The sequence below is a fragment of the Kitasatospora sp. NPDC096147 genome, assembly GCF_044763225.1.
GTDB lineage: Bacteria > Actinomycetota > Actinomycetes > Streptomycetales > Streptomycetaceae > Kitasatospora.
The window spans coordinates 21,933-44,774 of the sequence record NZ_JBIWFX010000001.1 but is presented as its reverse complement, the minus strand read 5'-3'; the positions used below and the strand labels follow the sequence as shown (position 1 = coordinate 44,774).

22 protein-coding genes and 1 pseudogene are annotated in these 22,842 nt (G+C 72.2%); 14 read left to right on the top strand and 9 right to left on the bottom strand.

Features of this window, described 5'->3' with window-relative positions; genetic code table 11:
- The first annotated feature begins 381 nt into the window (after nucleotides 1–381).
- Nucleotides 382–1,185 carry an NAD-dependent epimerase/dehydratase family protein gene (locus ACIRBX_RS00205; RefSeq protein ID WP_402292802.1) on the top strand — a complete coding sequence of 268 codons (804 nt, stop codon included), beginning with the start codon at nucleotides 382–384 and terminating at the stop codon, nucleotides 1,183–1,185.
- A gap of 97 nt (nucleotides 1,186–1,282) precedes the next feature.
- On the opposite strand, the gene ACIRBX_RS00200 is transcribed toward ACIRBX_RS00205, so the two are convergent.
- The 3 genes from ACIRBX_RS00200 to ACIRBX_RS00190 form a co-directional block, all read right to left on the bottom strand.
- Nucleotides 1,283–1,534 (bottom strand): three-helix bundle dimerization domain-containing protein, encoded by a 252-nt coding sequence (locus tag ACIRBX_RS00200; protein WP_402292801.1) that lies wholly within the window; start codon nucleotides 1,532–1,534, stop codon nucleotides 1,283–1,285.
- Nucleotides 1,535–1,774: 240 nt separating this feature from the next.
- On the bottom strand, nucleotides 1,775–3,745 hold the full coding sequence (locus ACIRBX_RS00195; RefSeq protein WP_402292800.1) for a discoidin domain-containing protein: 1,971 nt from the start codon (nucleotides 3,743–3,745) through the stop codon (nucleotides 1,775–1,777).
- A 156-nt stretch (nucleotides 3,746–3,901) separates the two neighbouring features.
- Nucleotides 3,902–5,176, bottom strand: a complete 1,275-nt coding sequence (locus ACIRBX_RS00190; protein ID WP_402292799.1) for a ThuA domain-containing protein — start codon at nucleotides 5,174–5,176, stop codon at nucleotides 3,902–3,904.
- A 434-nt stretch (nucleotides 5,177–5,610) separates the two neighbouring features.
- On the opposite strand from ACIRBX_RS00190, the gene ACIRBX_RS00185 reads away from it, so the two are divergent.
- Nucleotides 5,611–6,585: a LacI family DNA-binding transcriptional regulator gene (locus ACIRBX_RS00185; RefSeq protein ID WP_402292798.1), complete on the top strand. Its 975-nt coding sequence runs from the start codon at nucleotides 5,611–5,613 to the stop codon at nucleotides 6,583–6,585.
- Between the two features lie 170 nt (nucleotides 6,586–6,755).
- Here ACIRBX_RS00185 and ACIRBX_RS00180 read toward each other — a convergent pair whose 3' ends face one another.
- On the bottom strand, nucleotides 6,756–6,914 hold the full coding sequence (locus tag ACIRBX_RS00180; RefSeq protein WP_402292797.1) for a hypothetical protein: 159 nt from the start codon (nucleotides 6,912–6,914) through the stop codon (nucleotides 6,756–6,758).
- A gap of 254 nt (nucleotides 6,915–7,168) precedes the next feature.
- Here ACIRBX_RS00180 and ACIRBX_RS00175 point away from each other — a divergent pair, with 254 nt between their 5' ends.
- Together ACIRBX_RS00175 and ACIRBX_RS00170 are read left to right on the top strand one after the other, a co-directional pair.
- Nucleotides 7,169–7,651 (top strand): hypothetical protein, encoded by a 483-nt coding sequence (locus tag ACIRBX_RS00175; RefSeq protein ID WP_402292796.1) that lies wholly within the window; start codon nucleotides 7,169–7,171, stop codon nucleotides 7,649–7,651.
- Between the two features lie 571 nt (nucleotides 7,652–8,222).
- Nucleotides 8,223–8,420 (top strand): annotated as a pseudogene (locus ACIRBX_RS00170) (IS5/IS1182 family transposase); the annotation flags it as partial.
- 82 nt (nucleotides 8,421–8,502) lie between these two features.
- Here the strand turns inward: ACIRBX_RS00170 and ACIRBX_RS00165 are convergent.
- The gene (locus ACIRBX_RS00165) at nucleotides 8,503–9,468 is read right to left on the bottom strand and encodes a LuxR C-terminal-related transcriptional regulator (RefSeq protein WP_402292795.1); all 966 of its coding nucleotides are present in this window, start codon (nucleotides 9,466–9,468) and stop codon (nucleotides 8,503–8,505) included.
- A gap of 323 nt (nucleotides 9,469–9,791) precedes the next feature.
- Here ACIRBX_RS00165 and ACIRBX_RS00160 point away from each other — a divergent pair, with 323 nt between their 5' ends.
- Complete coding sequence (locus ACIRBX_RS00160) at nucleotides 9,792–10,571, top strand: peptidase S1 (RefSeq protein ID WP_402292794.1); 780 nt, start codon at nucleotides 9,792–9,794, stop codon at nucleotides 10,569–10,571.
- A gap of 821 nt (nucleotides 10,572–11,392) precedes the next feature.
- Here the strand turns inward: ACIRBX_RS00160 and ACIRBX_RS00155 are convergent.
- The gene (locus ACIRBX_RS00155; protein ID WP_402292793.1) at nucleotides 11,393–12,364 is read right to left on the bottom strand and encodes a LuxR C-terminal-related transcriptional regulator; all 972 of its coding nucleotides are present in this window, start codon (nucleotides 12,362–12,364) and stop codon (nucleotides 11,393–11,395) included.
- A 354-nt stretch (nucleotides 12,365–12,718) separates the two neighbouring features.
- Here ACIRBX_RS00155 and ACIRBX_RS00150 point away from each other — a divergent pair, with 354 nt between their 5' ends.
- The 3 genes from ACIRBX_RS00150 (at nucleotide 12,719) to ACIRBX_RS00140 (ending at nucleotide 14,578) form a co-directional block, all read left to right on the top strand.
- A complete protein-coding gene (locus ACIRBX_RS00150) occupies nucleotides 12,719–12,877 on the top strand; it encodes a hypothetical protein (RefSeq protein WP_402292792.1) in 159 nt (52 codons plus the stop codon).
- 7 nt (nucleotides 12,878–12,884) lie between these two features.
- Nucleotides 12,885–13,181, top strand: a complete 297-nt coding sequence (locus tag ACIRBX_RS00145) for a hypothetical protein (protein ID WP_402292791.1) — start codon at nucleotides 12,885–12,887, stop codon at nucleotides 13,179–13,181.
- Nucleotides 13,182–13,309: 128 nt separating this feature from the next.
- On the top strand, nucleotides 13,310–14,578 hold the full coding sequence (locus ACIRBX_RS00140) for a VCBS repeat-containing protein (protein WP_402292790.1): 1,269 nt from the start codon (nucleotides 13,310–13,312) through the stop codon (nucleotides 14,576–14,578).
- Nucleotides 14,579–14,777: 199 nt separating this feature from the next.
- On the opposite strand, the gene ACIRBX_RS00135 is transcribed toward ACIRBX_RS00140, so the two are convergent.
- Nucleotides 14,778–15,113, bottom strand: a complete 336-nt coding sequence (locus ACIRBX_RS00135) for a helicase associated domain-containing protein (RefSeq protein ID WP_402292789.1) — start codon at nucleotides 15,111–15,113, stop codon at nucleotides 14,778–14,780.
- Between the two features lie 87 nt (nucleotides 15,114–15,200).
- The gene (locus tag ACIRBX_RS00130) at nucleotides 15,201–16,106 is read right to left on the bottom strand and encodes an IS5 family transposase (RefSeq protein ID WP_402292788.1); all 906 of its coding nucleotides are present in this window, start codon (nucleotides 16,104–16,106) and stop codon (nucleotides 15,201–15,203) included.
- Nucleotides 16,107–16,450: 344 nt separating this feature from the next.
- Here ACIRBX_RS00130 and ACIRBX_RS00125 point away from each other — a divergent pair, with 344 nt between their 5' ends.
- On the top strand, nucleotides 16,451–17,263 hold the full coding sequence (locus tag ACIRBX_RS00125; RefSeq protein WP_402292787.1) for a hypothetical protein: 813 nt from the start codon (nucleotides 16,451–16,453) through the stop codon (nucleotides 17,261–17,263).
- Between the two features lie 195 nt (nucleotides 17,264–17,458).
- Here the strand turns inward: ACIRBX_RS00125 and ACIRBX_RS00120 are convergent, their stop codons facing one another.
- On the bottom strand, nucleotides 17,459–18,247 hold the full coding sequence (locus ACIRBX_RS00120; protein ID WP_402292786.1) for a hypothetical protein: 789 nt from the start codon (nucleotides 18,245–18,247) through the stop codon (nucleotides 17,459–17,461).
- A 187-nt stretch (nucleotides 18,248–18,434) separates the two neighbouring features.
- Between ACIRBX_RS00120 and ACIRBX_RS00115 the strand changes: the two genes are divergently transcribed.
- The 5 genes from ACIRBX_RS00115 (at nucleotide 18,435) to ACIRBX_RS00095 (ending at nucleotide 22,833) form a co-directional block, all read left to right on the top strand.
- Entirely contained in the window at nucleotides 18,435–18,605 is a 171-nt protein-coding gene (locus ACIRBX_RS00115) for a hypothetical protein (protein ID WP_402292784.1), read from the top strand.
- A 497-nt stretch (nucleotides 18,606–19,102) separates the two neighbouring features.
- Nucleotides 19,103–19,447: a hypothetical protein gene (locus ACIRBX_RS00110; RefSeq protein ID WP_402292783.1), complete on the top strand. Its 345-nt coding sequence runs from the start codon at nucleotides 19,103–19,105 to the stop codon at nucleotides 19,445–19,447.
- Nucleotides 19,448–19,454: 7 nt separating this feature from the next.
- Nucleotides 19,455–21,698: a hypothetical protein gene (locus ACIRBX_RS00105; protein WP_402292782.1), complete on the top strand. Its 2,244-nt coding sequence runs from the start codon at nucleotides 19,455–19,457 to the stop codon at nucleotides 21,696–21,698.
- On the top strand, nucleotides 21,695–22,402 hold the full coding sequence (locus tag ACIRBX_RS00100; protein ID WP_402292781.1) for a helix-turn-helix domain containing protein: 708 nt from the start codon (nucleotides 21,695–21,697) through the stop codon (nucleotides 22,400–22,402). The genes ACIRBX_RS00105 and ACIRBX_RS00100 overlap by 4 nt, the downstream gene beginning before the upstream one ends.
- The gene (locus ACIRBX_RS00095) at nucleotides 22,399–22,833 is read left to right on the top strand and encodes a helix-turn-helix domain-containing protein (protein ID WP_402292780.1); all 435 of its coding nucleotides are present in this window, start codon (nucleotides 22,399–22,401) and stop codon (nucleotides 22,831–22,833) included. The genes ACIRBX_RS00100 and ACIRBX_RS00095 overlap by 4 nt, the downstream gene beginning before the upstream one ends.
- Nucleotides 22,834–22,842: the final 9 nt, after the last annotated feature.

The following is a 22,842-nucleotide window of genomic DNA, read 5'->3' as shown; positions in this document are numbered from 1 at the left end:
GTGGGGGGGGGGGGGGGGGGGGGGGGGGGGGGCGGGGTGGTCCCCCCCGCCCCCCCCCCCCCGGGGGCCGCGGGCGGGCGGGGGGGGGGCCCCCCCCCGGCCCCCCCCCCCGCTCCGGCATGCCCGCTCCCACCTGCCTTCCGTGGCGACATGAACCGCGCGATCGCGGGCAGAAACGTGGCGTGGGCGGGCCGGCGCACTCCCTGCGCCCTGAACCAGCGCGACCTCCGAGCGCCGTCCCGCCCACGCCACGGCCGGGCCGATCCTGCCCGGCCCTGCGCCGGCCTTCTCCTCCGACGGTCCGACCCGTTAAGCCGTCCGCGCACCGGTACAGTCATCGGTTCCACGGGTGTGAGGGTGCCGAACGGCGAGGGGGGCTCAGTGGGTCTGGGTACGGTGGCGGTGACGGGCGCGGCGGGGACCATCGGTTCGGCGGTGCGCGAGGCGCTGGGGCGGGAGGCGAGGCGCTTGATCCTGCTCGACCGCGTGCCGCTGCGGCGCGAGGCCGAGAACGAGGAGATCCACACCGTCGATCTCCGGGACCTGCCGGCCGTGGAGGTGGCGCTCGCGGGAGCGGACCGCGTGCTCCACCTGGGCGGTTTGCCGGACGAAGCACCTCTCCCGGACCTCCTCCAGGCCAACGTGCTCGGCACGCACCATGTCCTGGAAGCGGCCCGCCGCACGGGAATCGCGCGGGTCGTGCTGGCCGGCAGCAACCGGGTGACCGGCTTCTACCCGGTCGGCCACCGCACGGGACCGCACGAACCCGTGCGCCCCGACGGCCTGTACGGGGTGAGCAAGGTGGCCGTCGAGGCCCTCGGGCAGCTGTACGCGGACAAGTTCGGCCTGTCGGTGATCTGCCTGCGCATCGGCAGCTTCGAACGCGTGCCCACGGAGGTCCGCCACCTGGCGACCTGGCTGAGCCCGCGCGACGCCATCGGCTACGTCCGCGCCGCGCTCACCGCCGCGCCGTCCACCCGCTTCGCCACGGCGTACGCCGTCTCCGCCAACACGCGCCGCTTCTGGGAGCTCCCCGACCCTGCGGTGCTCGCCTACGTCCCGGTCGACGACGCCGAACTCCACGCCCGGGACATCCCGGGAGCCGGCCTCCCGTCCGATCCCGACGCACCCCAGGCCGGTCCCTACGCCCTGCCCGAGTTCACCCTGGAGCACCTCACACCCTGACCGCACGTCCCCGCAGCAGGGCAGGCAGCGGGCCCTCTCCTCGCGGGCCCCGCTGCTGCTCCCGCCGGGGTGGCCACCCCGGCGGGAGCAGCAGCGGCTACGCGCTCGCGGGACGTGCTTCGCCGCTCTTGTGCGCTCCGATCCGCACCAGGGAGCCGGCCGCTCGCCGCTCCGCCAGGATCGGGATGAAGGTGCGCACCGCACTGCCGTCGAAGTGGGCCCGGGCCTCGGTCAGGGCCGCCTCGACGGCCGAAGGCCCGGTAAGCGCGTCGAATCGCCGGTGCAGGCGTTGCGCCGCCACGTTCAGCCCGGCCTGCTGAGGTGCGGTGTGCGGGGTGGGGTTGTCCATGGAAGCCTCCGTCGTTTCGGTACCGGTGCCCTGGCACTCGCGTCGCTCGAGGCGCGGCTACCCTCCGGCTGGACTACCGAACGTGGAACCCGGGCGGAGGCGGCGGCAGGGTGAGGTACCGCTGCTTCCCGAAGACTCGCTCCGGGCTCGCGCGGTGTGCGCGGTACGGCAGCTGGTCGGCATGGCCCGTCTGCCCGCTTGCCTTCACCGCGTGCGGCGGTGCGCATCGCCTGGTGAGCGTCAGCCGGCGTAGATCTGGAGCTCGGAGATCTGGGCTGCGGGCCAGCCGGTGTTGGCGGTGAAGGTGAGTCGGAGGTGGCGGGCGGTCGCGCCCGTGGGGAGGGTCAGTGTGGTGGTGTTGCCGGTGGCGGGGTCGAAGGTGTAGCCGGCGGTTGCGAGGAGTTGGGTGAAGGTGGTGCCGTCGGTGCTGCCGTGGACGGTGATGGTCTGGTTGCGGGTGGCCCAGGCGGTGGCGGGCGGGAGGGTGAGGACGATGCGGCGGATGGTGGTGGCTGTGCCGAGGTCGACCTGGAGCCATTGGGGGAACGCGTTGTTGGCGCTCTCCCAGTAGGTGTTGGGGTTGCCGTCGACCGTGTTGGCGGAGCTGTAGTTCTGGGTGTGGCTGCTCTCGGCGGTGGGGCGGCCGAGGGCGAGGTTGACGTTGGGGGTGGAGGTGGTGGTGGCGGTGATGGGTGCGGAGGGTTGGGAGATGTTGCCTGCGGCGTCGAGTGCCTGGACGTCGAAGGTGTGGGTGGTGGCGGCGGTGAGCGCGGTGACGGTGTAGGCGGTGGTGGTGCCCGCGATGGTGGCGATGGGGGTGGCGGTGCCGCCCGTGATGCGGCGGACGCGGTAGCCGGTGACGCCGACGTTGTCGGTCGAGGTGTTCCAGGCCAGGGCGATGGTGGTGTCGGTGACGGCGGTGGTGCGCAGGCTGCCCGGGGCGGTGGGCGGTGCGGTGTCGCCGCCGGTGACCGGCGGGGTCGGACGGGCGGCGGTCAGGGGGAGTTGGCCCTTGAGCATCCGGCCGCCGTCGCCGGTCAGGCGCAGGTAGTAGTCGGAGGAGCAGGCGGTGCCGTCCTCGTCGAGGGCGAGGAAGCCGGAGCCGGCCGGGATCCAGGCCTGGGATTCGGCGGTCTTGGCGATCTGGTTGCCCTCGTTGTACTCGTCGAACATGGAGATGTAGACGGACGGGACGCCGGCGCGGGCCATGTTGTAGAACTGGCGCCACATGAAGTCGCCGTGGGCGCGCTGGCGGTCGCCGACGCCGCCGGGCAGGACGCAGGGCTGGTAGTCGACGCCGCGGGCGTTGCAGTCGGCGAGGTCGGGGACGGTGGCGACGTTGTGGAAGTTGTCCGCGTCGGACGCGTTGCCGATCCGGCCGACCAGCCAGGGGGAGAGCATGTCGAAGGCGCGGTAGACGTTGGTGAAGCCGGGGCGGGAGTCGCGGTCGCCGGTGCGCCACCAGGTGGGCACGCCCCCGATCACGTAACAGCCTTGGGCCTTGAACCAGTTGACGACGTCGAGGCAGGCTTCGGGGCCGAACGGGCGCTGGGGGTCGTTGAAGCCGAAGCCCCAGATGCACACCACCGGCTTGCCGTTCTGGCGTGCGTAGGCCGGGGAGGCGGTGTGGGCGCGCATCTTGTTCAGCCAGTCGGCCTTGATGTCGGCCTGCATCGTGGTCCAGTCGGAGACGTCGTACATGAGGTAGAACTTGACGCCCTGGGACTCGGCGGCGGAGCGGACCTTACCGGTCATGAGGTCGCGGGTGGGGCCTTCGCCGCCGGTGGGGTTGAAGCGCTGGAGGGCGGCGGTGTCGATGCCGTACTGCTTCATCCAGCGGAAGTGCAGGTCGACGGTGGACTGGTCGTAGGAGGAGAAGACGCGCGCGCCCTGGCCGTTGCCGAGGTTGGCGAAGGCGGTCGGGTAGGTCGTGGGGTACTCGCGTACGTCGGGCCAGGCGACGATGTTCCTGTTGGTGCCGGAGGGGGCTTGGCCCCAGTTCTGGGACCAGTGCCACCAGCCGCCGATGGGGGCGCCGTCCCCGGCGCAGGCGAACCAGCCCTGGTAGCCGACGGTGACCTTGCCGACGACGTCGCCGGGTGCGCTGGCCGCGGTGGCGGGGGTGGCGATCGTGCTCTGGCCGAGGCCGACGGCCCCGGCGACACCTGCGGCGGTGGCGGCGTGCAGGAAGGAACGTCGGGTGACACCCATCTGGGTCTCCTTGGTGTGGGGGAGCGACTCGGGTGGCCGGCCGGGCGCCCGGGGCGGTGGGCGACTCACCGTGTCGGTGGCGGGATGCCCGGTCGGCCGGTGGAGCGGGGCCGGGCGTGGGGGTGCGCACCCGGCCCCGGGGCGGTGAGGTGCCGGTCAGGGCCGGGCGGCGAGGCGGAAGCTCTGGGCGGGGGAGTTGTCGCAGGTGCGCTGGACGAGTTGGACGGAGTCGGTCGCGGCGGTGGTGGCGACGGTGAGGCACTTGCCGCTGTGGCGGGCCACGAAGTGCTGGGCGCCGCCGGCCTCGGCGACGGGCCGCCACTGCTGGTTGGCGCCACCGCCGTAGGCCCAGAGCTGGAGGGGCGCGTTGTCGGCGGTGGAGACCCCGGTGACGTCGACGACCTGGTCGGGGTTGTTGCGCGCCGCCAGGCGCACGTATCCGCTGTCGGTGGCGGTGAGGCGGAAGTCCTGTGCGGTGGTGCTGTTGCAGGTGTACTGCTGGATCGCGGTGCCGTTGGCGGTCGCGGCGGAACGGGCGTCCACGCACAGGCCGTTGGCCTGGGAGGTGACGCTGTACCAGGGGGCGGTGGTGACGGGGGCCTTGCCGAGCCACTTGAGCGCGTCGATCAGCAGGCGGTTCTGGGCGGCCGAGGCGAAGGTGGAGGACGTGCGGGTGTTGGTGGAGTAGTTCATGGCGTTGTGGCCGAAGTTGGCGTACAGCATCCGGTACTGGGTGTTGGTCCACACGATGGGGTAGTCGCCGCTGTACCAGGACTGGTTGGGGTCGGTGCCGAGCGGGAAGCTGGAGGCGTCGACCGAGGCCAGGACCTTGACGTTCGGGTTGGCTCGCAGGTTGTTCGACCAGGCGTACCACTCGCTGACGGCGGAGGTCCAGGTGGCGGGCAGGGAGGCGGCGGCGGGGTGGGCGGCGTTCTCGGTGCGCAGGACGGCGGTGGTGGGGCCCCAGGTGTTGGAGCGGAAGTTGCCGCTGCCGAGGAACCGGTTGTAGTACCAGTCCCAGGCGGAGGCGTTGGTGGTGAACGCGGAGACGTGGAAGCCGAGCCAGGCGCCGCCGCCGCGCATGTAGCGCTCGAAGCCGGCGCGCTGGGCGACGCTCTGCGGGGCGTCGTCGAGGAACAGGACGACGTCGTAGGCGTCGACGCCGCCGTTGGCGAGCAGGTCCCAGTTGGTGGTGGCGGTGTAGGTGAAGTTGTTGGCCGCGGCGGTCTTCGGGAACCAGTCGTTGGCTTCCTTGACGAAGTCGATGTGGGCCGCGTCCCAGGTGCCGCTGTAGAACGCGATCACCTTGAAGTCGGGTGCCAGCGGGGCCGCCTGGGCGGTCGGGGCGGTCGGGGCGAGGGCGGCGAGCAGGAGGCCGAGCAGGGTCAGGACGGCCTGGGGGAGCCGCCGGGAGGCGGGGTGGCGCGGCATGGGGCTACTCCTTCGGTGGGGGCGGGCCGGCCGTGCGAGAGCGCTTGGGTGTGTCGCGGGGGTGGGGGACGGCCGATGCTGCGGGCGGGTTCGGATGCAGCGGGTTGCCCGGAGGCCGTCGGGGCGGGCACGCGGGTGGAGCCGGTACGGGTGGACGGCGGCGGTCGGGTGGGGACGCCGTCGGGCTCTGATGGCGGGTGGGGGTGCGCCGCAGTGCTCGTCTGAGCCGGGAACCTAGGGGTCTGAAGCATTCACGTCAAGACCTCGTGCGTTCGCTTCTTGAACGTCCAAGTGGCTTCAAGGGCCCGACCTTTGACCATCTCTCAGGTTTGCCGTGAAGTCTTGACGGCTGCGGGGCGGGGCGGTTCACTCGGAGACGCCGTGCCGGAACCGGTTCCGGCGGTGGTGTCGCGCCACTGGGAAGGACGTGCTTCGTGCCGGTCACGATCTCCGATGTCGCACGTCAGGCCCAGGTCAGCAAGACCACGGTGTCGCGGGTGCTCAACGCCGGCCCGGAGGTCGATCCGGCGACGGCCGCCCGCGTTCGGGAAGTGATCTCGCAGCTGGGCTATGTGCCGCGCTCGGGCGCGGTCCAACTCGCCCGCGGGGCCAGCCGTACCATCGCGATGTTCACCCCGTCGGTGACCTGGCCGTGGATGGGAGAGGTGCTCCAGGGCGTCGCGGACACGGTCGAGGAGGCCGGGTACGGGCTGATGCTGTTCACCTCCGGCGGCGGCCCGGCATCGGTGGCGCATTTCACCGCGCAGGTGTCGGCCCGGGCCTTCGACGGGCTGGCGGTGATCGTGCCGGAGCGCAGCCTGCCCGCCGTGGCGGAGATGCGGCGGCGCGGGATGCCGGTGGTGCTGATCGACGACCACGGGCACCGGCGGCCGCAGCTGCCGTCGGTGGCCACCACCAACTTCGAAGGCGGCGTCCAGGCCGCGACGCACCTGGCCACCGCCGGCCGGGGGCGTCCGCTGGTGGTGACGGGACCGGGCCGGTTCGGCTGCGTGCGCCAACGTCTCAGGGGCTTCGCCTCGGTGCTGGAGCCGGTGCTGGTGGCCGAGGGCGAGTTCACCGAGCAGGCGGGCGTGGACGCGGTCACCCGGGCGCTGGCCGCCGGTATCGAGGTGGACTCGATCTTCGCCCACAACGACCAGATCGCGGCCGGAGCGCTGAGGGCGCTGCGGGCCGGCGGGCGCACCGTGCCGGGCGATGTGGCGGTGGTGGGCTTCGACGACCTGCCGATGGCCCGGCACACGGATCCGGCGCTGACGACGGTGCGTCAGCCGATGCGGGCGATGGGCCGGGCTGCGGCCTCGCTCCTGCTCGCCGGTTTGGGCGGTGCTGCGCTGGTGGACGAGCCGTTGGTGGTCCCCACCGAGTTGGTGGTGCGCGAGTCGGCGTGAGACCCGGGCGGGCCGGTGGTGTGCTCGTCCGGGTGGGCGGGTGGGTGCTCCGTGGTCCCGTGGGGGTCTGTGCCGGCTGTCCCTCCGGTGGAGAGGGGACGGGGAAGTGAGGGTGGGTCACGGTGCCGGCCGTGACTCACCCATGCCCGTTCCCGGATGGTTTCGGGGTGTCAGGCGCTGGGCTGCCAGGTGCCGTCCAGGGGCACGCGGGCGTCGGCGGCGATGCGGGCGCGGGACGCGAGCAGGCGCTCGCGTAGGGCGGACAGGTCGAAGCCGAGGAGGGCGCCGTCGCGCTCGACGACGTGTCCGGCGGCGATGACGGTGTCCACCGGGCCGAGGAGGCCGCGGCTGACGATGCTGCCCGCCGGGTCGGTGGTGGGGCAGATCGTCAGATCGCCGGTGCGCAGCAGGATGATGTCGGCGTCCTTGCGGGGGCTAGGCTCCCGGTGCGGGCTGCGAGGCCCAAGGAGGCGACGGCGTCGGTGGTGACGAAGTCGAGGAGGTCACGCCTGGCCCCGCCTGGCTCCCGGGTGGTCACCCCGACCTGGCCCCGCCCCCGACTGACGAAGGCTTTCCCATGCGAATGGGCACGACTGCCGGAGACGAGAAACCGCTGATCCAGCGTCTGGTCGGAGAGCCCTTGGTGAGCATCGGCCGATTCGGCTCGATGGGCGTGATCGGCTTCGGCTCGCAAGTGTCCTGGCCTCTGCCGCCGAACCAGCCGGACACCGTCGGCAGCAGGTTCGCGGTGCACGTCCAGTGCCCGTTTCGGATCCTCCAGCAGGAGCGGATCCTGCTGGGCTCCGATGACCTGCTGATGTCGGTCGCACCTGGCGACGAGCAGACCGAGCGCCTGGCCTACGACATCGGCGCCTCGACCCTCCAGGCATACCTGGAAAGGGTTGTCACCCGGGTCCTCACGGTGGAGCAGCGGCCCGTCGGCGATCTCCTGATCACTCTGGAACACGGGATCGGCATCGAGGTCCTGCCCACGAGCCGGAAGCGACCGGAGTGCTGGCGACTGCTGGCCCGGTTCGGCGAGCACCTCACCTTCCCGGCCGGCTGATCGACAACGCATGGATTCGGCCGGGACAAGGAAGCCCGGATCACCCGACGCCCTCATGGACGACACGATCCGGGCCCGGCCGTACCGTCGCTGACCGGCCGTCAGGACATGTGTCCGACCTACCACTTCGCCCTGACCCGGAAGGCCCGACTCGCGACGGCCGACGACACCATCCGACCTGTCCCCGGTCCCGGTACCCCGCTCGTCCCGCTGGAACTGCTTTCCACCTGCGGTCGGCCGTAGTCCGCCGACCGGGACCTGGGCGGGGCGATCCTGGGGGGCCCGTCGGTGCGCGGCGCGATCGGGCTGCGCTGGTCCGGCCACGACGGCATCCGCACTCTCCACCACGACGGCGCCCTCGCGCGCGGCTGGCTGGAGCGCACCCGCGGCGGCGCACTCGCCCTGGCGGGCGCCCCGGTGCGGCTGATCCGGCCCGTCGTACGCCGCCCGGCACGAACCGTCACCCGCGCTGTCTGCCTCAGGCGGGCGAAGCGGCGGAACGCCAGGCCGAGCCGCCATGGCAGAGCCTGGTCGCCCGCATGGCGGAGGTGGTGCACGAGGTGAGGGATCGGGTCGCTCGCGGGGAGGCTTCACCAGCAAGATCCACCTGAGCGCCGACGGGCGCTGCCGACCGCTGTCCCGGCTCATCACTGCGGGCCAGCAAGCCGACAGCCCTCAGTTCGAGCCGGTCCTGGAGAAGATCCGTGTCCCCCGCCTTGGGCCGGGCAGACCCCGCAAGAAACCCGGCAGCGTCGCCGCCGACAAGGCATCCGACCTGCCTTCCTGCGAGCTTCCTCTCCCCGCCGCCGACCAGCCCGAACCCGCCCTGTTCGGGCGGGCCTGAGCCACCCTCAGAGCCAGTTGCGGCGGGCTGCCTGGACACCGGCCTGAAAGCGGGTGGTGGCGCCGAGACGGGCCTGGAGGGCGGAGACGCGGCGGACCACGGTACGGCGGCCGAGGCCGAGGCGGCGCGCGATGGCGTCGTCGGTGGCGCCGCTGGCCATCAGGGAGAGGATGCGCCGGTCGCGGTCGTCGATCCCGGTGGTGGCGCCGGATGCCGAGACCGGGACGGCGAGCTTCCAGAGGATCTCGAAGACATTGGAGAGTGCCTGGAGCAGGCTGGACGGACGGACCAGCAGGGCGACGATGCCGGGACGGTCGTCGGCGTCGAGAATCACGATCGCCAGGTCGTCGTCGCCGATGACGAGCTTCATGGGTAACTCGCCCAGGGTGCGGGCCTGTTCGCCCGCTTCGATCATGCGTGCCATGTTGGGGCCCGCGACGGGGTCGTCGAAGGCGGCTTCGTAGTAGAGGGTTCGGTACGCGACCCCGGCGGCCATCCGCTCGCGCTGCAGCACCTCCTGGTCCCGGTGGTGGCCGGGGGACCCGGCGTACGGCGGCATGTCGATCACGCGGACCTGCCGGCGGGCGGCACGCTGCAACTGCCGGGCGGCGGCGAGGAACCGGGCACTGTCGTCCAGGACTTCGAGGGTGCCGTAGTGGCCGCCGTCCGTCCTGGCGGTGTGGTACTGCCGTTCCAGCTCGGCTCCGGCGCGGCGCAGGTCGGCGTGCCGGACCGCGTCGCGGTGCAGGAGCGCGTCGACGACCTGCATGGGTGGCAGGGCTTCCCAGGTCCGGTCGGCCTGATCGACCATCACGGCGGTTCCCTCGGCGGCGAGTCGCTCCAGTGCGGCGCGGGTGGCGGGCCAGCTCAGGCCGGCGCGGGCGGCCAGGGCGTCGACGGCCGAGCGGGGGTGGTGGACCAGTGCCCGGTACACCCGTCCGCCGTCGGAGTCAGGGTCGAGCGCGTCGGGCACGGTGTTCCCATCGTGTGCGTCCGGTCGTGGCAATCTGCCCAGGGTATCCCGGACTTGGCCTGTATGCGCCAATGGCCCAGGTGGGCCAGGGTGCGGTCTGGCGCCCGGCTCGCGCGCTGGGGTCAGATGGTCCTCGCCCGGTCCGCGGACCGGGTCCGGATCCGTCAGCCTGACTCCCGGAGGACCGTTGAGGAGCTCCCGCTCACCCGGTCGAGGCCGGTGGGCCCGAGCGTCCTTCGCAGCCACGGGCGTCCGGCTGCCGGCCGTCGGGAGGCGCCTCCCTGACGGCCGATCACCGACCCCGACCTGATGAGAGTGGTTCGATGTTTCGACGTATCAGGCACGCCCTCGGTCTCACGGCGCTCGTCGCCGGCACCCTCACCGCGACCGTCCCGCCCGCGCACGCGGCCGCCGTTGCCCCGCTGACCGTCGGGGGCGGCACCGGGATCATGGTTCAGGTGAACCAGCCGAGCGGCCCGAACTCCATCACCATCGAGCTCTGCACGGTGACGGCCGTGGGCCGCGACGCGGCGGGCAACATGGTGGCCCTGACCAACGCCCACTGCGTCATCGACGCAAACGGCACCAAACTGGTCGGCAGCAAGGTCTACAAGACCTCCGCGCCGGCCGGCCAGGGTCTGAACGCCGCCCCCCTGCCCACGGCCGAGCGGGCACTCGCCGACCTCGCGGCCGGGCCGATCGGCACCGTGACGTACGTCAGCGAGCCGAACAACCTCGCCGCCGGCGGTCCGGCCGGTCCGGACTACGCGGTGATCCTGCTCGACCCGGCCAACGTCACCCTCACCGACACCGTCGGCGGCGTCACGATCACCTCGATCGGCGACCTCCCCGCGCAGGGCACCCGGCTGTGCAAGCAGGGCTGGCGCACCGGTCTGACCTGCGGCGTCCTCTCCGGCAGCGACCAGATGTGGTTCACCAGCCTGATCTGGACCTGGGGAGGCGACTCCGGCTCCCCCACCGTCGTCGGCAACACCCTGATCGGCAACGCCTGGGGCGCCTTCCACCACACCCGCATCCAGTACATCCTGGCCGCCATGAACGCCCAGGGCGGCGTCGGCGCCGGCTTCCACCTCGCCACCTGACGCGACCTCAACTCGACGGGGGCCGTCCTCCGGCATTGCCCGGAGGACGGCCCCCGTCGCGGTCCATCACCGATCGGGGAGACGGCGGGCCCACCCACAGCGGGTGTCGGCAGCCCGGCCCGGGGACGCCGACCGCAACCCGGCGATCCCGCTGCAGGCGGCTCTGTGGATGGCCGCCTGCTGATCGACCGCCTGCCGCGCCTCGTGCGGTCCGGGACTGGCCGCTAGGCAGGCCCTACGGCTGGGAGGTGGAGCTGCGCGTCGAACCGGGTGCGGAGGTGGCCGGCCCGAACCGGTTGGAGTGCCCGGACTGCGAGAAGACCTGCAGGGACGAGAAGCCCGGCCTGCTGGTCTGCCGCTGCCTGGCCTGCGCGACACGTTGGCCGCCCGGGTCGCCACCCCGTCCGATCCGTGGTGGGAGCTGCGGGTGCAGCACGTTGCTCTCGACCCGGCCACGGACCGCCGGTGAGCGCCCTCCGGGTCTTGGCCCGGGACGTCGGCGGGGGCCCGCAGGCCGGCGGCCAGGCTCCGTACCCGCGCCGCCCGAGGCCCGTGTCGGCACGGCACCCAGGCTGGGCGGGCCCTTCCCGAGGGGGCAGAGCTGGGATGTCCACTCGTCGGGCTGAGCGAGCACCTCGGTGGCCTTCTCGTCGTCGGTGCCGCGGTAGGTGTCCGCCGCCGCCTCTTGCACTGCCCGTACCTCGCCCGCTGGGCGTTCAGCGGCGGGCAGGGTGTCGGTGGGTTCGGCCGAGGCCTCACCGAGCCGGCCGAGGCGGCCTGGCCGTCTGCCTCACGGCTGGGATGCTCCCGCAGTCGGTGTGTCAGATCCAGCCGTGCTGCGCGGCTTTGATGCCTGCTTCGAAGCGGCTGGTGGCGTTGAGGCGTTCCATGATGGAGGCCATGTGGCGGCCGACGGTGCGGGCGGATATGCCCAGGCGCTGGCCGGCGGTGTCGTCGGTGATGCCGGAGCCGAGCAGTCGCAGGAGTTCGGTCTCGGTGGGTGTGAGGCCGGACTCGGGGTCCTCGGGCCCGGTCGCGCCGAGCGGGACGGCGGTGCTCCAGGCCTGCTCGAGGAAGTCGAGGAGGGCCGCCAGCAGGCCGGGCTCCGTGACGTGGAGGGCTCCCTTGCGGTTGTCGGCGGGGTCGATGGGCACGAGGGCCTGGGCCCGGTCCACGATGACGATGCGCTGGGGGATGGAGGGGGCGGTGCGCACCTCGCTGCCCTGGACCATGAGCCAATGGGCGTACACGCTGGCGTGGGGCTGGCGGCGGATGACGTCCTGGTAGAGGGTGCGCATGGTCACACCGCGGGCCAAGACCTCGGCGTCGCCGGCGCGGGCCGCCTCCAGGTCCTCGGGCCGCTGGTTGCCGGGCTGGCTGCTGAACACCTCGGTCCGCGCCTCACGCCCCATGCGTTCGAGCCTGCCCAGGATGGCGTCCATGCCGAGCAGCCGCTCCCCGTAGGCGGCCCGCTGCTCGGCGCGGTCGGCGACCATGCGGGTGACCGCCTCCCGGGAAGCGGCGAGGGCGGCCTGCCGGGCGGCGAGGTCCGCCTCCTGACGGGCGACCATGTCGGCGAGCCCCACGGCGGGATCGATCGCCCGCAGCCGCCCCGGACGGTCGGCGGAGGCGCGCACGAGCATGAGCTCGCCGAGCTCGTCGAGTCCGTCGTGGACCTGACCGGAGGTCAGCAGGCAACGCTCGGCGAGCTGCTCCACCCCCTCGGCGGGATGGTCGAGCATGGCCCGGTAGACGGCGGCAGCGTGGACCGACAGGCCCAGGACATCCAGCACGGAACTCCCCCACGATCAGAACGCTCGAATGCCGCCCCATCGGCGCCGTCGGCATCCTTCCAGTACGACCTACCCCACTTCAAGATCGATTCGCGGCATTCGCCGCCGATGGGGGCATAGGCGTGGAATGTTGTCCGGCCTCGTTGGGCACCCCCGCCGCCGCTTGACGGGTGCATGACGCCATGTCCGACGTCGGACAGGCCGATTGGCGACACCCCGAACCCCTTCCGGCCCGCCTCACCAGCCGCGAAGCTATTGATCGCCGCCAGGGAAACACCCCGAACGGCAGCCGGGAGGCGTCAACCGCGGGACTCCTCCACATCCACCACCGACCCATTCATCTGAGGACCCGCCATGATCCGCACCCGTATCGCCCACGCCGCCGCGGCCATCGCCATCGCCATCGGCGCCCTCACCGCCCTCGCCGCCACCGCCGCCGCGAACACCGACACCACCAGCGCCGCGCCCCAGGGCGCGCCGGTGACCGCCTACAGCCTCAGCTGGGGCGGCTGACCCGAGCGTGGACATCGTCTACGCCAGCCTGTACCGCCGGCAGCCCGGCCTCGTCCCGCCGGGAGAGAAGGCCGAGGTCCTCGCAGCCCTGTGGGCCCACGCACAACCCGCCGACGGGCTCCAGCACGCCTCCGCACGGTGCGAGGACGACCGCGTCGACCTGCTGCTCTACCTGCTGGCCCGGCCCGCCGACACCGACCCGTGCCCGGCGGTGGCCCAGACCCGGACCCTGATCGCCCGGGTCCACCAAGCCTCACCCCTGCTCTCCCGGCGCTTCCTGCCGCCCCACCCGCCCGGCCACTGAGCCTCTCCACCACACGGTGTCACCCGCGCCGACCGCTGTTCCTGCAGGACAGCCGTCCGCCGACACCCGCCGAGAGCGCCTGCCCGGCACCCCACCACCTCACCCGCACCCCCTCCTGGAGCACAGCCATGCCTTCTCGCACCTCGAAGCTCACCCGCGTCGCCCTCGCCGCGGCCGTCGCCCTCTCCGGCGCGGTCGCCACCACCGCCCTCGCCACGGCCACCGCCACGGTCGCCCAGGCCGCGTCCTCGGTGGACGGTTCGATCACCCGCTCCGAGGTCCTGGCCCGGGCCGACTACTGGTACCAGAAGCGGGCCAACATCCCGTATGACCAGGGAGGCTCGTACCAGGACTCCAGCGGCCGCTCCTACCGCACCGACTGCTCCGGCTACGTCTCGATGGCCTGGCACACGGGGACCAGCTACAGCACCCGGACCCTGCCCGGCGTCGCCACCGAGATCCCCCGAAGCCAGCTCAAGCCCGGCGACATCCTCAACAGCTTCGAAGACCACGTCATCCTGTTCGAGAAGTGGGACGACACCGCGAAGACCACCTTCTCGTACTACTCGTTCGGCTCCACCCCGGTGAAGCACTACACCAGCATCTCCATCAACGCCGCCAAGTTCGACGACCACCCCAACGGCGACTACAAGGCGTACCGCTACAACAAGATCGTCGACGACCCGGCGGTGCCGTCGGTGTACAGCGGTGACGTGCCGGTGTCGGGGCGTTGGGGTGTCGGTTCGGCGACGACGGTCGGTGTGTTCCGCAACGGGACGTGGGCGCTGCGGGGTGCGAACGGTGCGACGACCGCTGTCGGTTTCGGTCAGGCGGGGGACCTTCCGATGACTGGTGACTTCGATGGTGTCGGGCACGATCAGTTGGGTGTCTTCCGGCCTTCCATCGGTACTTTCGTGGTGAGGCACGACGACGGCAGTGCCACTTCGCTCGCCTTCGGTCAGGCGGGTGACATCCCGGTGCCGGGCATGTGGGACCACAACGGTCACGCCCAGATGGCCCTCTACCGTCCGAGTACCGGCACGTTCGTCGTCCGTCACGACGACGGATCCGTCTCCACCGCGGCTCTCGGCCAGGCCGGTGACACCCCGATCGTCGGTGACTGGGACGGTGTCGGCCACACCCAGATGGGTGTCTTCCGCCCGGGCACCAACGCCGGCAGCCAGAACACGTTCATCCTTCGTCACGACGACGGATCCGTCACCACCGCCGCCTACGGCGTCAAGGGCGACCTTCCGGTCGTCGGCGACTGGAGCAGCAAGGGCCGCACCACCTACGGCGTCTACCGCCCGGGCACCGCCACCTTCGCCCTGAGCAACGCCTACGCGGGCACCGCCGACTCCGTCTTCACCTACGGCAACGGCGGCACCTGGTCCTAACCCCCTGCGAGTCCCGGGCTCTTCAGTGAAGCTGGGACACGCACCGACCCACTGATTTCGTGAGTGCGGCGGAAAGCTCGGCTCGCCGACGGTCTCCCGCTCCCGGTCGCCCCTCCGTACCCGACGGAGGGGCGACCTGTCCTTGCCCGCCAACCTTGTGAACAGGTGGAACCGTGGGAGTGTCCGGGCACCCCACTGGCTATGTCTGCGCCCACTCGACACCGTGCTCGGCGAGCTGCGCGAGCTGACCGGTCGTCAACTTCGCGCCGCGGGCCTTGGCGTTGCTCAAGAACGCGCCCAGTGCCACTTCTTGGACAACGGCCTGGCCCTCACCGCCATCGTGCCCGGCTTCCACGACCGTGACCGCCTGGCGGTGTGGGCGGGGCACCTGCACATGCCCGTGCTCGGCCACGAACGCGGCCAGCGCCGCCACCCCGAGCGCGAACCGATCCGTCCGGGAGACCTTCGGCTTCGCGTCGGCCGCCGCCTTCGCGGCGACCAGCTTGGGTGTCAGTCTTCTCTCTAGTTGCAACACTGATGCCGCTCTGATCAGGTGTGCTTGAGGTAGCCAACAAGCTTAAAGCTGCCCATTGGTATGCCCATTGAGCTGTAGTGGTGTTGCTCATGAGCATGTTGACCTTTGGCGGATAGTCGCTCTGACTGGGCGTTTCGTCCCTGGTCCGGAGGTACATGTTCCGCGCCAGATTGGGGTGGTCTCGCCGGTGAGTCGGCGGGTCATGAGGCTGATCATCGCGACGTGGACCATGGCCTCGGAACGGGCCGGCAGGGCTTCGTAGTCGCGGGCGAGGCGCCGGTTGTTCATGAGCCGGCCGAGGGTTCGTTCGACGACCCAGCGGCGGGGTTGGACGGCGAATCCCCTGGTGGCGGGGTCGCGGCGGACGATGTCGACGTCGATGCCGAGGGTGGCGGCGTGTTCGATGACGGCGTTCTTGTGGCCCATGTCGGCCCAGGCCTTGCGGATGCCGGGGTGCTCGGCCGAGACGTGGGTCAGCAACTGCTGTCCGGCGATGCTGTCCTGGACGCTCGCGGCGGTGACCAGGACTGCGAGCGGCAGGCCGATCGTGTCGGTGACGATGCTGCGTTTCCTTCCCACGGTCTTCTTCGCGGCGTCGATGCCCTGGTCGGCGGCGGGGACGTTCGTGGAGGTCTTGACGCTCTGTGAGTCGAGGATGCAGGCCGTCGGCTCCGGGGCTCGGCCCTCCGCAGCGCGGACCAGGCGCCGAAGCAGGCCGCCTGGCTGCTCGAACAAGCCTTCTTTCTGCCAGCGGGCGAAGTAGGCGTAGACGGTCTGCTGGGGTGGGTAGTCGTGCGGGAGGTAGCGCCAGGGGATGCCGGTGCGGTCGACGTAGAGGATCGCGTCCAGCAGATGGCGCAGGTCGTGCTCGGGTGGGCGGCCGAATGCCAGGGCGCGTTCGGTGCGGGCCTGGCGCCAGGCGGTCAGGGTGGGCTCGACCAGGGCCCAGCGGGCATCGGACAGGTCACTCGGATACGGCCGACGGTCCGTCATGATGACGGCATACTGCGGAACCTGGCCCCTGCCCAGGGGCCGCGGCCGCCGGCGGGCAAAACCGGTGCAGCCCGGCGTCCTGGGATGAGACAGGACGAAGAGGGCTATCCGGGCGGACTCTCGTGCACCCGCTCCACTCCCATCGCACCGGCCCCTGACCCGCCACAGGTAACACCACAGGCAGGCCCCCTGAAAGGGGAGCAACCGCCTCATCCAGCAACGAAACACCCAGTAAGGCCAACCACCCCGGCCCTTCTCGGTCCGGGCGCCCGAAACTCCCCTCGCGGACGGCCGGCCCCCGCCAGAATCACTGCACGAGCAGCACGGCGAAAGGACAGCGCGGAATGGACGAGTTGCCGTTCGACGGGGACATCGGATCGGTCGCGGTGGACGTCGCCGAGAACTGCCTGATGATCCTCAAGGCAGCGGGAACCCACTGCCTCCAGCTCCAGCTGGCGGTCCACACCCCGCCGACGGACCAGGCCGGGCGTCTGATCGTGCTGGAGACAGACCTGTTCGCACCCCAGGGACCGAAGCCGACGGCGTGGCTCGGCTCGGCCACCCACAACCTGGCCTTCACCCCCGGCGGCCTGGAGCGGCCGATCCTGCGTTTCCTACTGACCAGCGCCCAGATCCTGGCCCTGGAGGCAGAGCGCCGTGGCGACCTCCGACTGGAGATCCAGATCCGCGCGGTCCTGCCGCAGGCCACCGGACACCCGGGCGGCACCCAGGCCAGCGTTCACAACGACGTCGCTGAGAGCCGCTGGCGCCAGCAGTTGGAGAACCTCGGCCCTGCGCTCGCCTTCGAGCAGTCCATCCCCTTCCCCGCTGGCGACGGGCCCCGCCAAGAGGCCGTTGATCACCTGCGCTCCGCTCAGCGCCGCCTGGGCGGCAACGACATCGACGGCGCGATCCTCGACGCCCGACGCGCCCTCGAGTACATCGAGGAGAACAGCGGCTGGCACTGGCCCGGGCAGAGCAAGATCAAGGAGCAGCGCACCCAGGACGAGCGCTGGGCCTGGATCCGCTCCGCCCTCGCCGACCAGACCAGCGGCGCACTCCACAAGGACAAACTCACCAAGACCTTCACCTACACCCGGGCCGAGGTAGAGGTGCTGATCGCCATGACCACCGCTCTGCTGCGCCTGGTTCCCTAACTGCCGGTCAGCCCCAGGGCCGTTGCCCACCAGGGCCAGCTCGTTTACCAGACCGAGCGCCCCGACCAGGGCGTGCGGCTGCGTAAGACCTCGCCTGCGCCCTCGCAGCCGACCGAGGACTCGCGTTGTGGATCCCTGGGGCGCTCGGTTCAGCGGGTCCTCCCCGGCGGTGCAGCGGGTGTCCGAGCCGCCGTTTCAGGTGGTGGGGTTCGGTGGGGTTCGGTCGGTGGTGATGCCGGTGATGTCCCTCAGGTGGTATTCGCGTTTCTTGCCCGCCCAGGGGAGTTTCAGGTAGAGGTCGGTGCGGTTCCAGGTCGCGGTGGCGATGTAGCGGGTGCCGGGTGTCAGGATCTGCGCCGGCCCGGGGCCATGCGCGGTGCGGGGCTCGGGGACCCAGAACCCGAAAGGGAACGGCGGCCACGTCCTGGCCCATTCCTCCAGTTGTGTCTGCCGTGCGGCCGCTGCCGCCACGCCGGCCCGCAACCGGTCGGCTTCGGCCTGCCCGCTCTCCACCAGCCGCCGAAGACGCTCCGCCTCCTCCACGAACACGGCCTTCGCCGCCTGCTGTCTCTCCACCTCGGCCCGCAGCTCCCCGCACCTGCGCTCGGCCTCGGCCTGCGCCGCGTGTGCCTGCTCGAGGCGGCTGTGCAGCAGGGACAGCTCCTCCTGTGCCTGCCCGAAGCGCCGGCCTTCGTGCTGGGCGGCCTGCCGGGCGGTTCGTGCCTGCAGCGCGCGGCGCCGCGCCTCCGTCCACGCCCGCACCTCGCCTCCCCGCCCGCACGCCTCCAGCAGCAGCGCCAACTGCTCCTCGCGGGGGATGACGCTGGTGCGCCAGTTCGCGAGCGAATTCTCCGAGACGCCGGCGCGCCGGGCGAGCCCGGCCAGCGAGCCCCCGCCGGCGAGATGGCCAGAGACCAGCCCTGCCAGCAGCGCGGTGAAGCCAGCCTCGTCCTTCACACGCACCAGATCGTCGGTCCCGGCCACCGGCCACCCCCATCTGTCATCGCCAAACACCCTACACGATAGGGAAGTTGGGGCCGTTGGCCAGTGCGTTTTCCAACTTCGGGCCGATCGGGACCAGGTTGGGGCAGCCGGGCCCGGCCTCCGGTGTGCAGTGGAACCAGCACCCGCCGGGACCGCCGGCCGGTGCGCCACCAGCCGAGGGGGAACCATGACCGTCGTCGACCTGCTCGCCCAGTGCGCCGCAGGCGTGCTCGCAACACTCGTCTCCACCGCGATCACCGCGGGCGCCGCCAAGACCCGGAAGGCCCTACGCGCCCGCTCGGCCCGCCGCACTGACACCGACCCGCCCGCAGGCGAGCGGGCAACGGGCCCCGGCTGAGCGGATGCGCGGTTGCCGGGCACCCGCTCGGCGAGCCTGCCGTGGGCGGGGCTGTCAGCCGAGGTGGGTGATGTCCCGGTGCACGACGCCGTTCCTCGGCTGTTCCAGGACGTACTCGGCGGCCTTGCCGTTCCAGCGGGGGCGCCGCCGATCCGTTTGACCCGCAGGCCGCCGCTGTCGGCCGTGCCATCCGCAACGTCGGCTCCGCCGCGTCGGGCGCGGCGAACACGCACGCCGTGATCCGCCGGCCGCGCCACCGCCAGGCGCCGGTCGCCCCGGCCTGTGCGAGGTGGGCCTGGACCGCCCGGCGGCCGACGCCGGGTAGGCCGTGAAGCCATCGGGCCCGGCCGCTGCTTGGTAGTGGCCGGGCCCGACGGCGACGCCAGGCCCGCGAAGGGGTACTCGCTCCGAGTGTGGCCATAATGAGGCATATATGAGACTAATAATGCTCCGTAAATGCGGTGATCCCTGCTACCTTTCTCGTGTGGAGGTGTGTGATGAGTGAGATTTACGCGGCGGTGGAAGCGCTGCTGGCCAAGGCGCGGGACGGCGGGGACCTGCCGGAGCCCGCGGAGCGGGAGCGGCTGCGCAAGGTGGCCGGCCTGACCCAGATCGAGATGGCGGAAGCGCTGCTCACCCGGCGGGAGACCTTCGCCCGCTGGGAGGCGGGCACCGCCCAGCCGAGGGCCCCCAAGCGCGGCGCGTACGCGTTCCTGCTCGCCGGGCTGGCCGACATCCACGGCACCCAGGGCCCGGACGGCTGGCTGGCTGTGGCCCGCCAGGCCCGCCCCCTCGACGCGACCGCCACCGACAGCACCACCGAGACCTCGGAAGGGGAGTGAGATCCTGATGGACCGTCAGACGTACACCGCCGAGCTCGCCGGCCTGCGCGAGCTGCGCACCGGGATCGGCCAGGCCGAGAAGATCCTCGCGGCCGCGCAGAAGGAGCTGGACAAGCTCGCCGCCCAGCGCGCGCGCAAGGTCGCCGGGCTCGCGGGGTACGAGAAGGCCGATGCGGCCACCGTCGCCAAGGCGTCCGGGCTGACGCTGGCGGACGTGGTGCGGATCGCGCCGCTGCTGGACCCGACCCCGGCCGCCGTCCGCGCGGCCAAGTCCGAGGACCAGGCCGTCGCCGTTGCCCCGGCCGCCGCTCCGGCTGCGCCGGTGCAGGCAGCGGCCCCGGTGGCCGAGCCCGTGCCGCAGCCGGCCGGTGCGGTCGCCCCGGTACTCACCCGCCCCGCCCCCGGCGTTGAGCAGCCGGCCCCGGCCGTTGTGTCGGCTGCGGTGCCGAGTGAGGTCGAGGACCAGGCCGTCGTCGCCGAGGTGTCGGTCGAGGTCCCCGCTGCGCCGGTCGCTTCGGTCGCTGCCCCGGCCCGCCCGGCGGTCGAGTCCGGCCCGCGCGAGCTGCCGACCATCCCGGAGGGCCCGGCGGGTGCCCGCTTCGAGGCGGCGACCGCCAACCTGGTCTCCAAGCGCCCGAACTTCACGCAGCAGGCCCGGGCCACGGTGTTCCTGGACGCGGCGACCGGTGAGCTGGCCGTGCGCGACCAGGTCCTCCGGCTCACGCTCGGGGCGAAGTCGCCGGGGGAGATCCTGGACGCCGTGCTGGCCACCGCGCCGGGTACGGAGCGGATCTACGTGACCGCCGGGGCCCCGTGGCACGACGGCTCCGAGCGGTACTCCACCCTCAAGGACGCGGTCGCCGCCTGGCTCAACACCCCGTCCGACCGGTGGACCACCGCCGTGGGTTCGGGCCGGGACAAGCTCGCCGGGCACTTCGTCCACCAGCGCCAGCCCGTCGGCCGCTACGCCTCCGCTGCCTCACCGGAGGGTCCGGTGACGGAGATCCGGTCCATGGGGGAGTGGTTCGACCCGGACGGCGCCGACGTCGCGACGTGCCGCATGGCGTTCACCCTGCTGTGGCAGGCGCTGCGCCGGCACTGGGACGACGCGGTGCTGATGGGCTCCCCCTCGCAGACCGGCCGGGACCTGTGGACCCGCACCATCCCCACGAAGGGCAAGTGGGCCGGGGGCTACCCGGTGCTGTCGGAGGAACTGCGCGGCCTGCTGCACGCCACCGGCGGCCAGGGCCGCACCGAGCTGATCCTCCCGCCCCGGGTCCCGGAGCAGCTGCCCGCGCTGGTGGAGTACGACCGCACCTTCGCCTACGCCAAGCACCTGTGGAAGTCCCCGGTCGGCACCCCGACCCGCATCACCGCCGCCGCGTTCGCGGCGATGACGCAGGCCGAGCAGGCGAAGGCGCTGATGTCCTGCTCCCACTGGAACGTGCGCGTCACCGTCCCGGCCGGGTGGAACCACGTCGGGCTGCTGCCAGCCCCGGTGACCGGTGAGCGCGCCTGGATCTACCCTTCCGACCCCGGCGCCACCTTCACCACCTGGGCGGGCGGCGCCGAGGTCCACCTCGCCCTGTCCAACCACATCGCCCCCTGGAAGGTCGAGGTGCTGGACGGCCTGGTCTTCGAGGACGGGAAGCCGCTGGACGAGTGGGGGAAGAAGTTGAAGGCCGCCTGGGCGGACCTGACCAACCTCTCCCGGATCCACGGCGACGAGCGCCAGCGCACCGCCGCCTACCTCGCCTCCCGGGCGGTCCGCTCCGTGCTGCTGTTCGGCCTGGGCGGCTTCGCCCAGCGCCCCCGCCTGGTCACCGGCACCACCGCGCACGGCGAGGCGCTCCCGGCGGGGGTGGAGATCCTGGGGCAGGACGAGCAGGTGGTGACCTGGCAGCGGCAGGCCGGCTTCTCCCGCGACCCCAGCGCCCACCCCGAGTGGTCCGCCTACGTGTGGTCCGGTGCCCGGGCGGCGCTGCTGGACATGAAGTACCGCGACGGCAAGGAGGTCGTCGCGACCGCCGGGGCCCTGCACGCGAAGCCGGGCACGGTCGTCTACTTCGGCACCGACGCCATCGCCCTGACCGAGCGTCAGCCCTGGCCCTACCGGGGCGAGCCCGGTGACTACCTCCTCAAGGGCCACCTCACCGGACCCGTCCCGCACCCGGTCAGCCAGGAGCACTACCTGACGCTGCGCGGCCAGGGCCGCGCCGAACTTGCCGCGAAGGGAGCTGAGCAGAGTTGAGCCCCGCCGACCCGACCAACCCCAACGAGGCCGCGCGCCTCACCCAGCAGCTCATCGACCAGGGCTACACCAAGCGCCAGGTCGCCAAGATGCTCGGCCGCGACGCCTCCCTCGTCTCCCAGTTCTTCTCCAAGGGCAAGGGCGCCAGCATGGTCAACGCGCTGCGCCAGCTGGTGCGGGCGGTGCGCGGCGGCGAGCGGGACGAGGAGGCGCTGGCCGCGGTCGCCGGGGCCAACACCACCCGCCGCCGCACCAAGGGCGGGCAGAAGGCCCGGGTCCGCGGCAAGGACACCATCGGCACCCCGGGCGGCAGCATGGCCGGCCGGGCCGGGAAGCAGGCCATCCGCTCCGGCGCCGCCCACCTCGCCCCGGTCGTCCACGAGACCGGCCAGGCCGGAGGGAAGCTCGCCTTCACCGTGCGGATGAAGGGCGACCAGTACGTCCACTCCGCCGGGTCCGAGAAGGACTCCGGAGGGGTGCGCCGCGGCTTCATCCCCCGCTCGGACGGCACCGAGGAGCGCACCTACGGCTCCGCCAGCAGCGGCGGGTTCGACGCGGCCGAGTGGTCCCAGCGCGTCGCCGAGCACCACGGCGACGTCACCGAGGCCATGAAGGCCTGGCTGGTGGAGACCGGCCGCGCCGTCGAAGACGCCGACATCGCCTACCTCGAAGTCCGCGCCTGGGTACCAGGCGAGAACTCATGAACTCGAAGAAGACGCCGCGGCCCGCCGATCCGGCTCGCCCTGACCGCAACGAGCTGCGGGCCATGGCCGTCCAGCTGAGGGACAGCGGCCACAACCCCATCCAGATCGCCTGGAACCTGCGCATCTCACCGAACACCGCCCACCGGCTCCTCGCCGAGGCCGACCGCCCCGGCCCACCGGCCGCGCCCGACGGGGCGGAGCGCCCCGGCTGGTTCACCGGCCCCAAGGCCGCACTGCTCCTGCTGGCCCGGGCCGCGGCCGAAGCCGCCGTGAACCTGGACCCGCTCTCCCCGCCTGGTGAGGAGGAGGCCCAGCGGCTCGTTGACGTCCTTGCCGACATCCTCGTCGCCGAGGGCTTCGACGCCGAGTGGGTGACGAACGCGTCCGGCGATCTGATCGAGGGCCTCCACCAGTACGCCTACCCCGACTGACCCACGCCC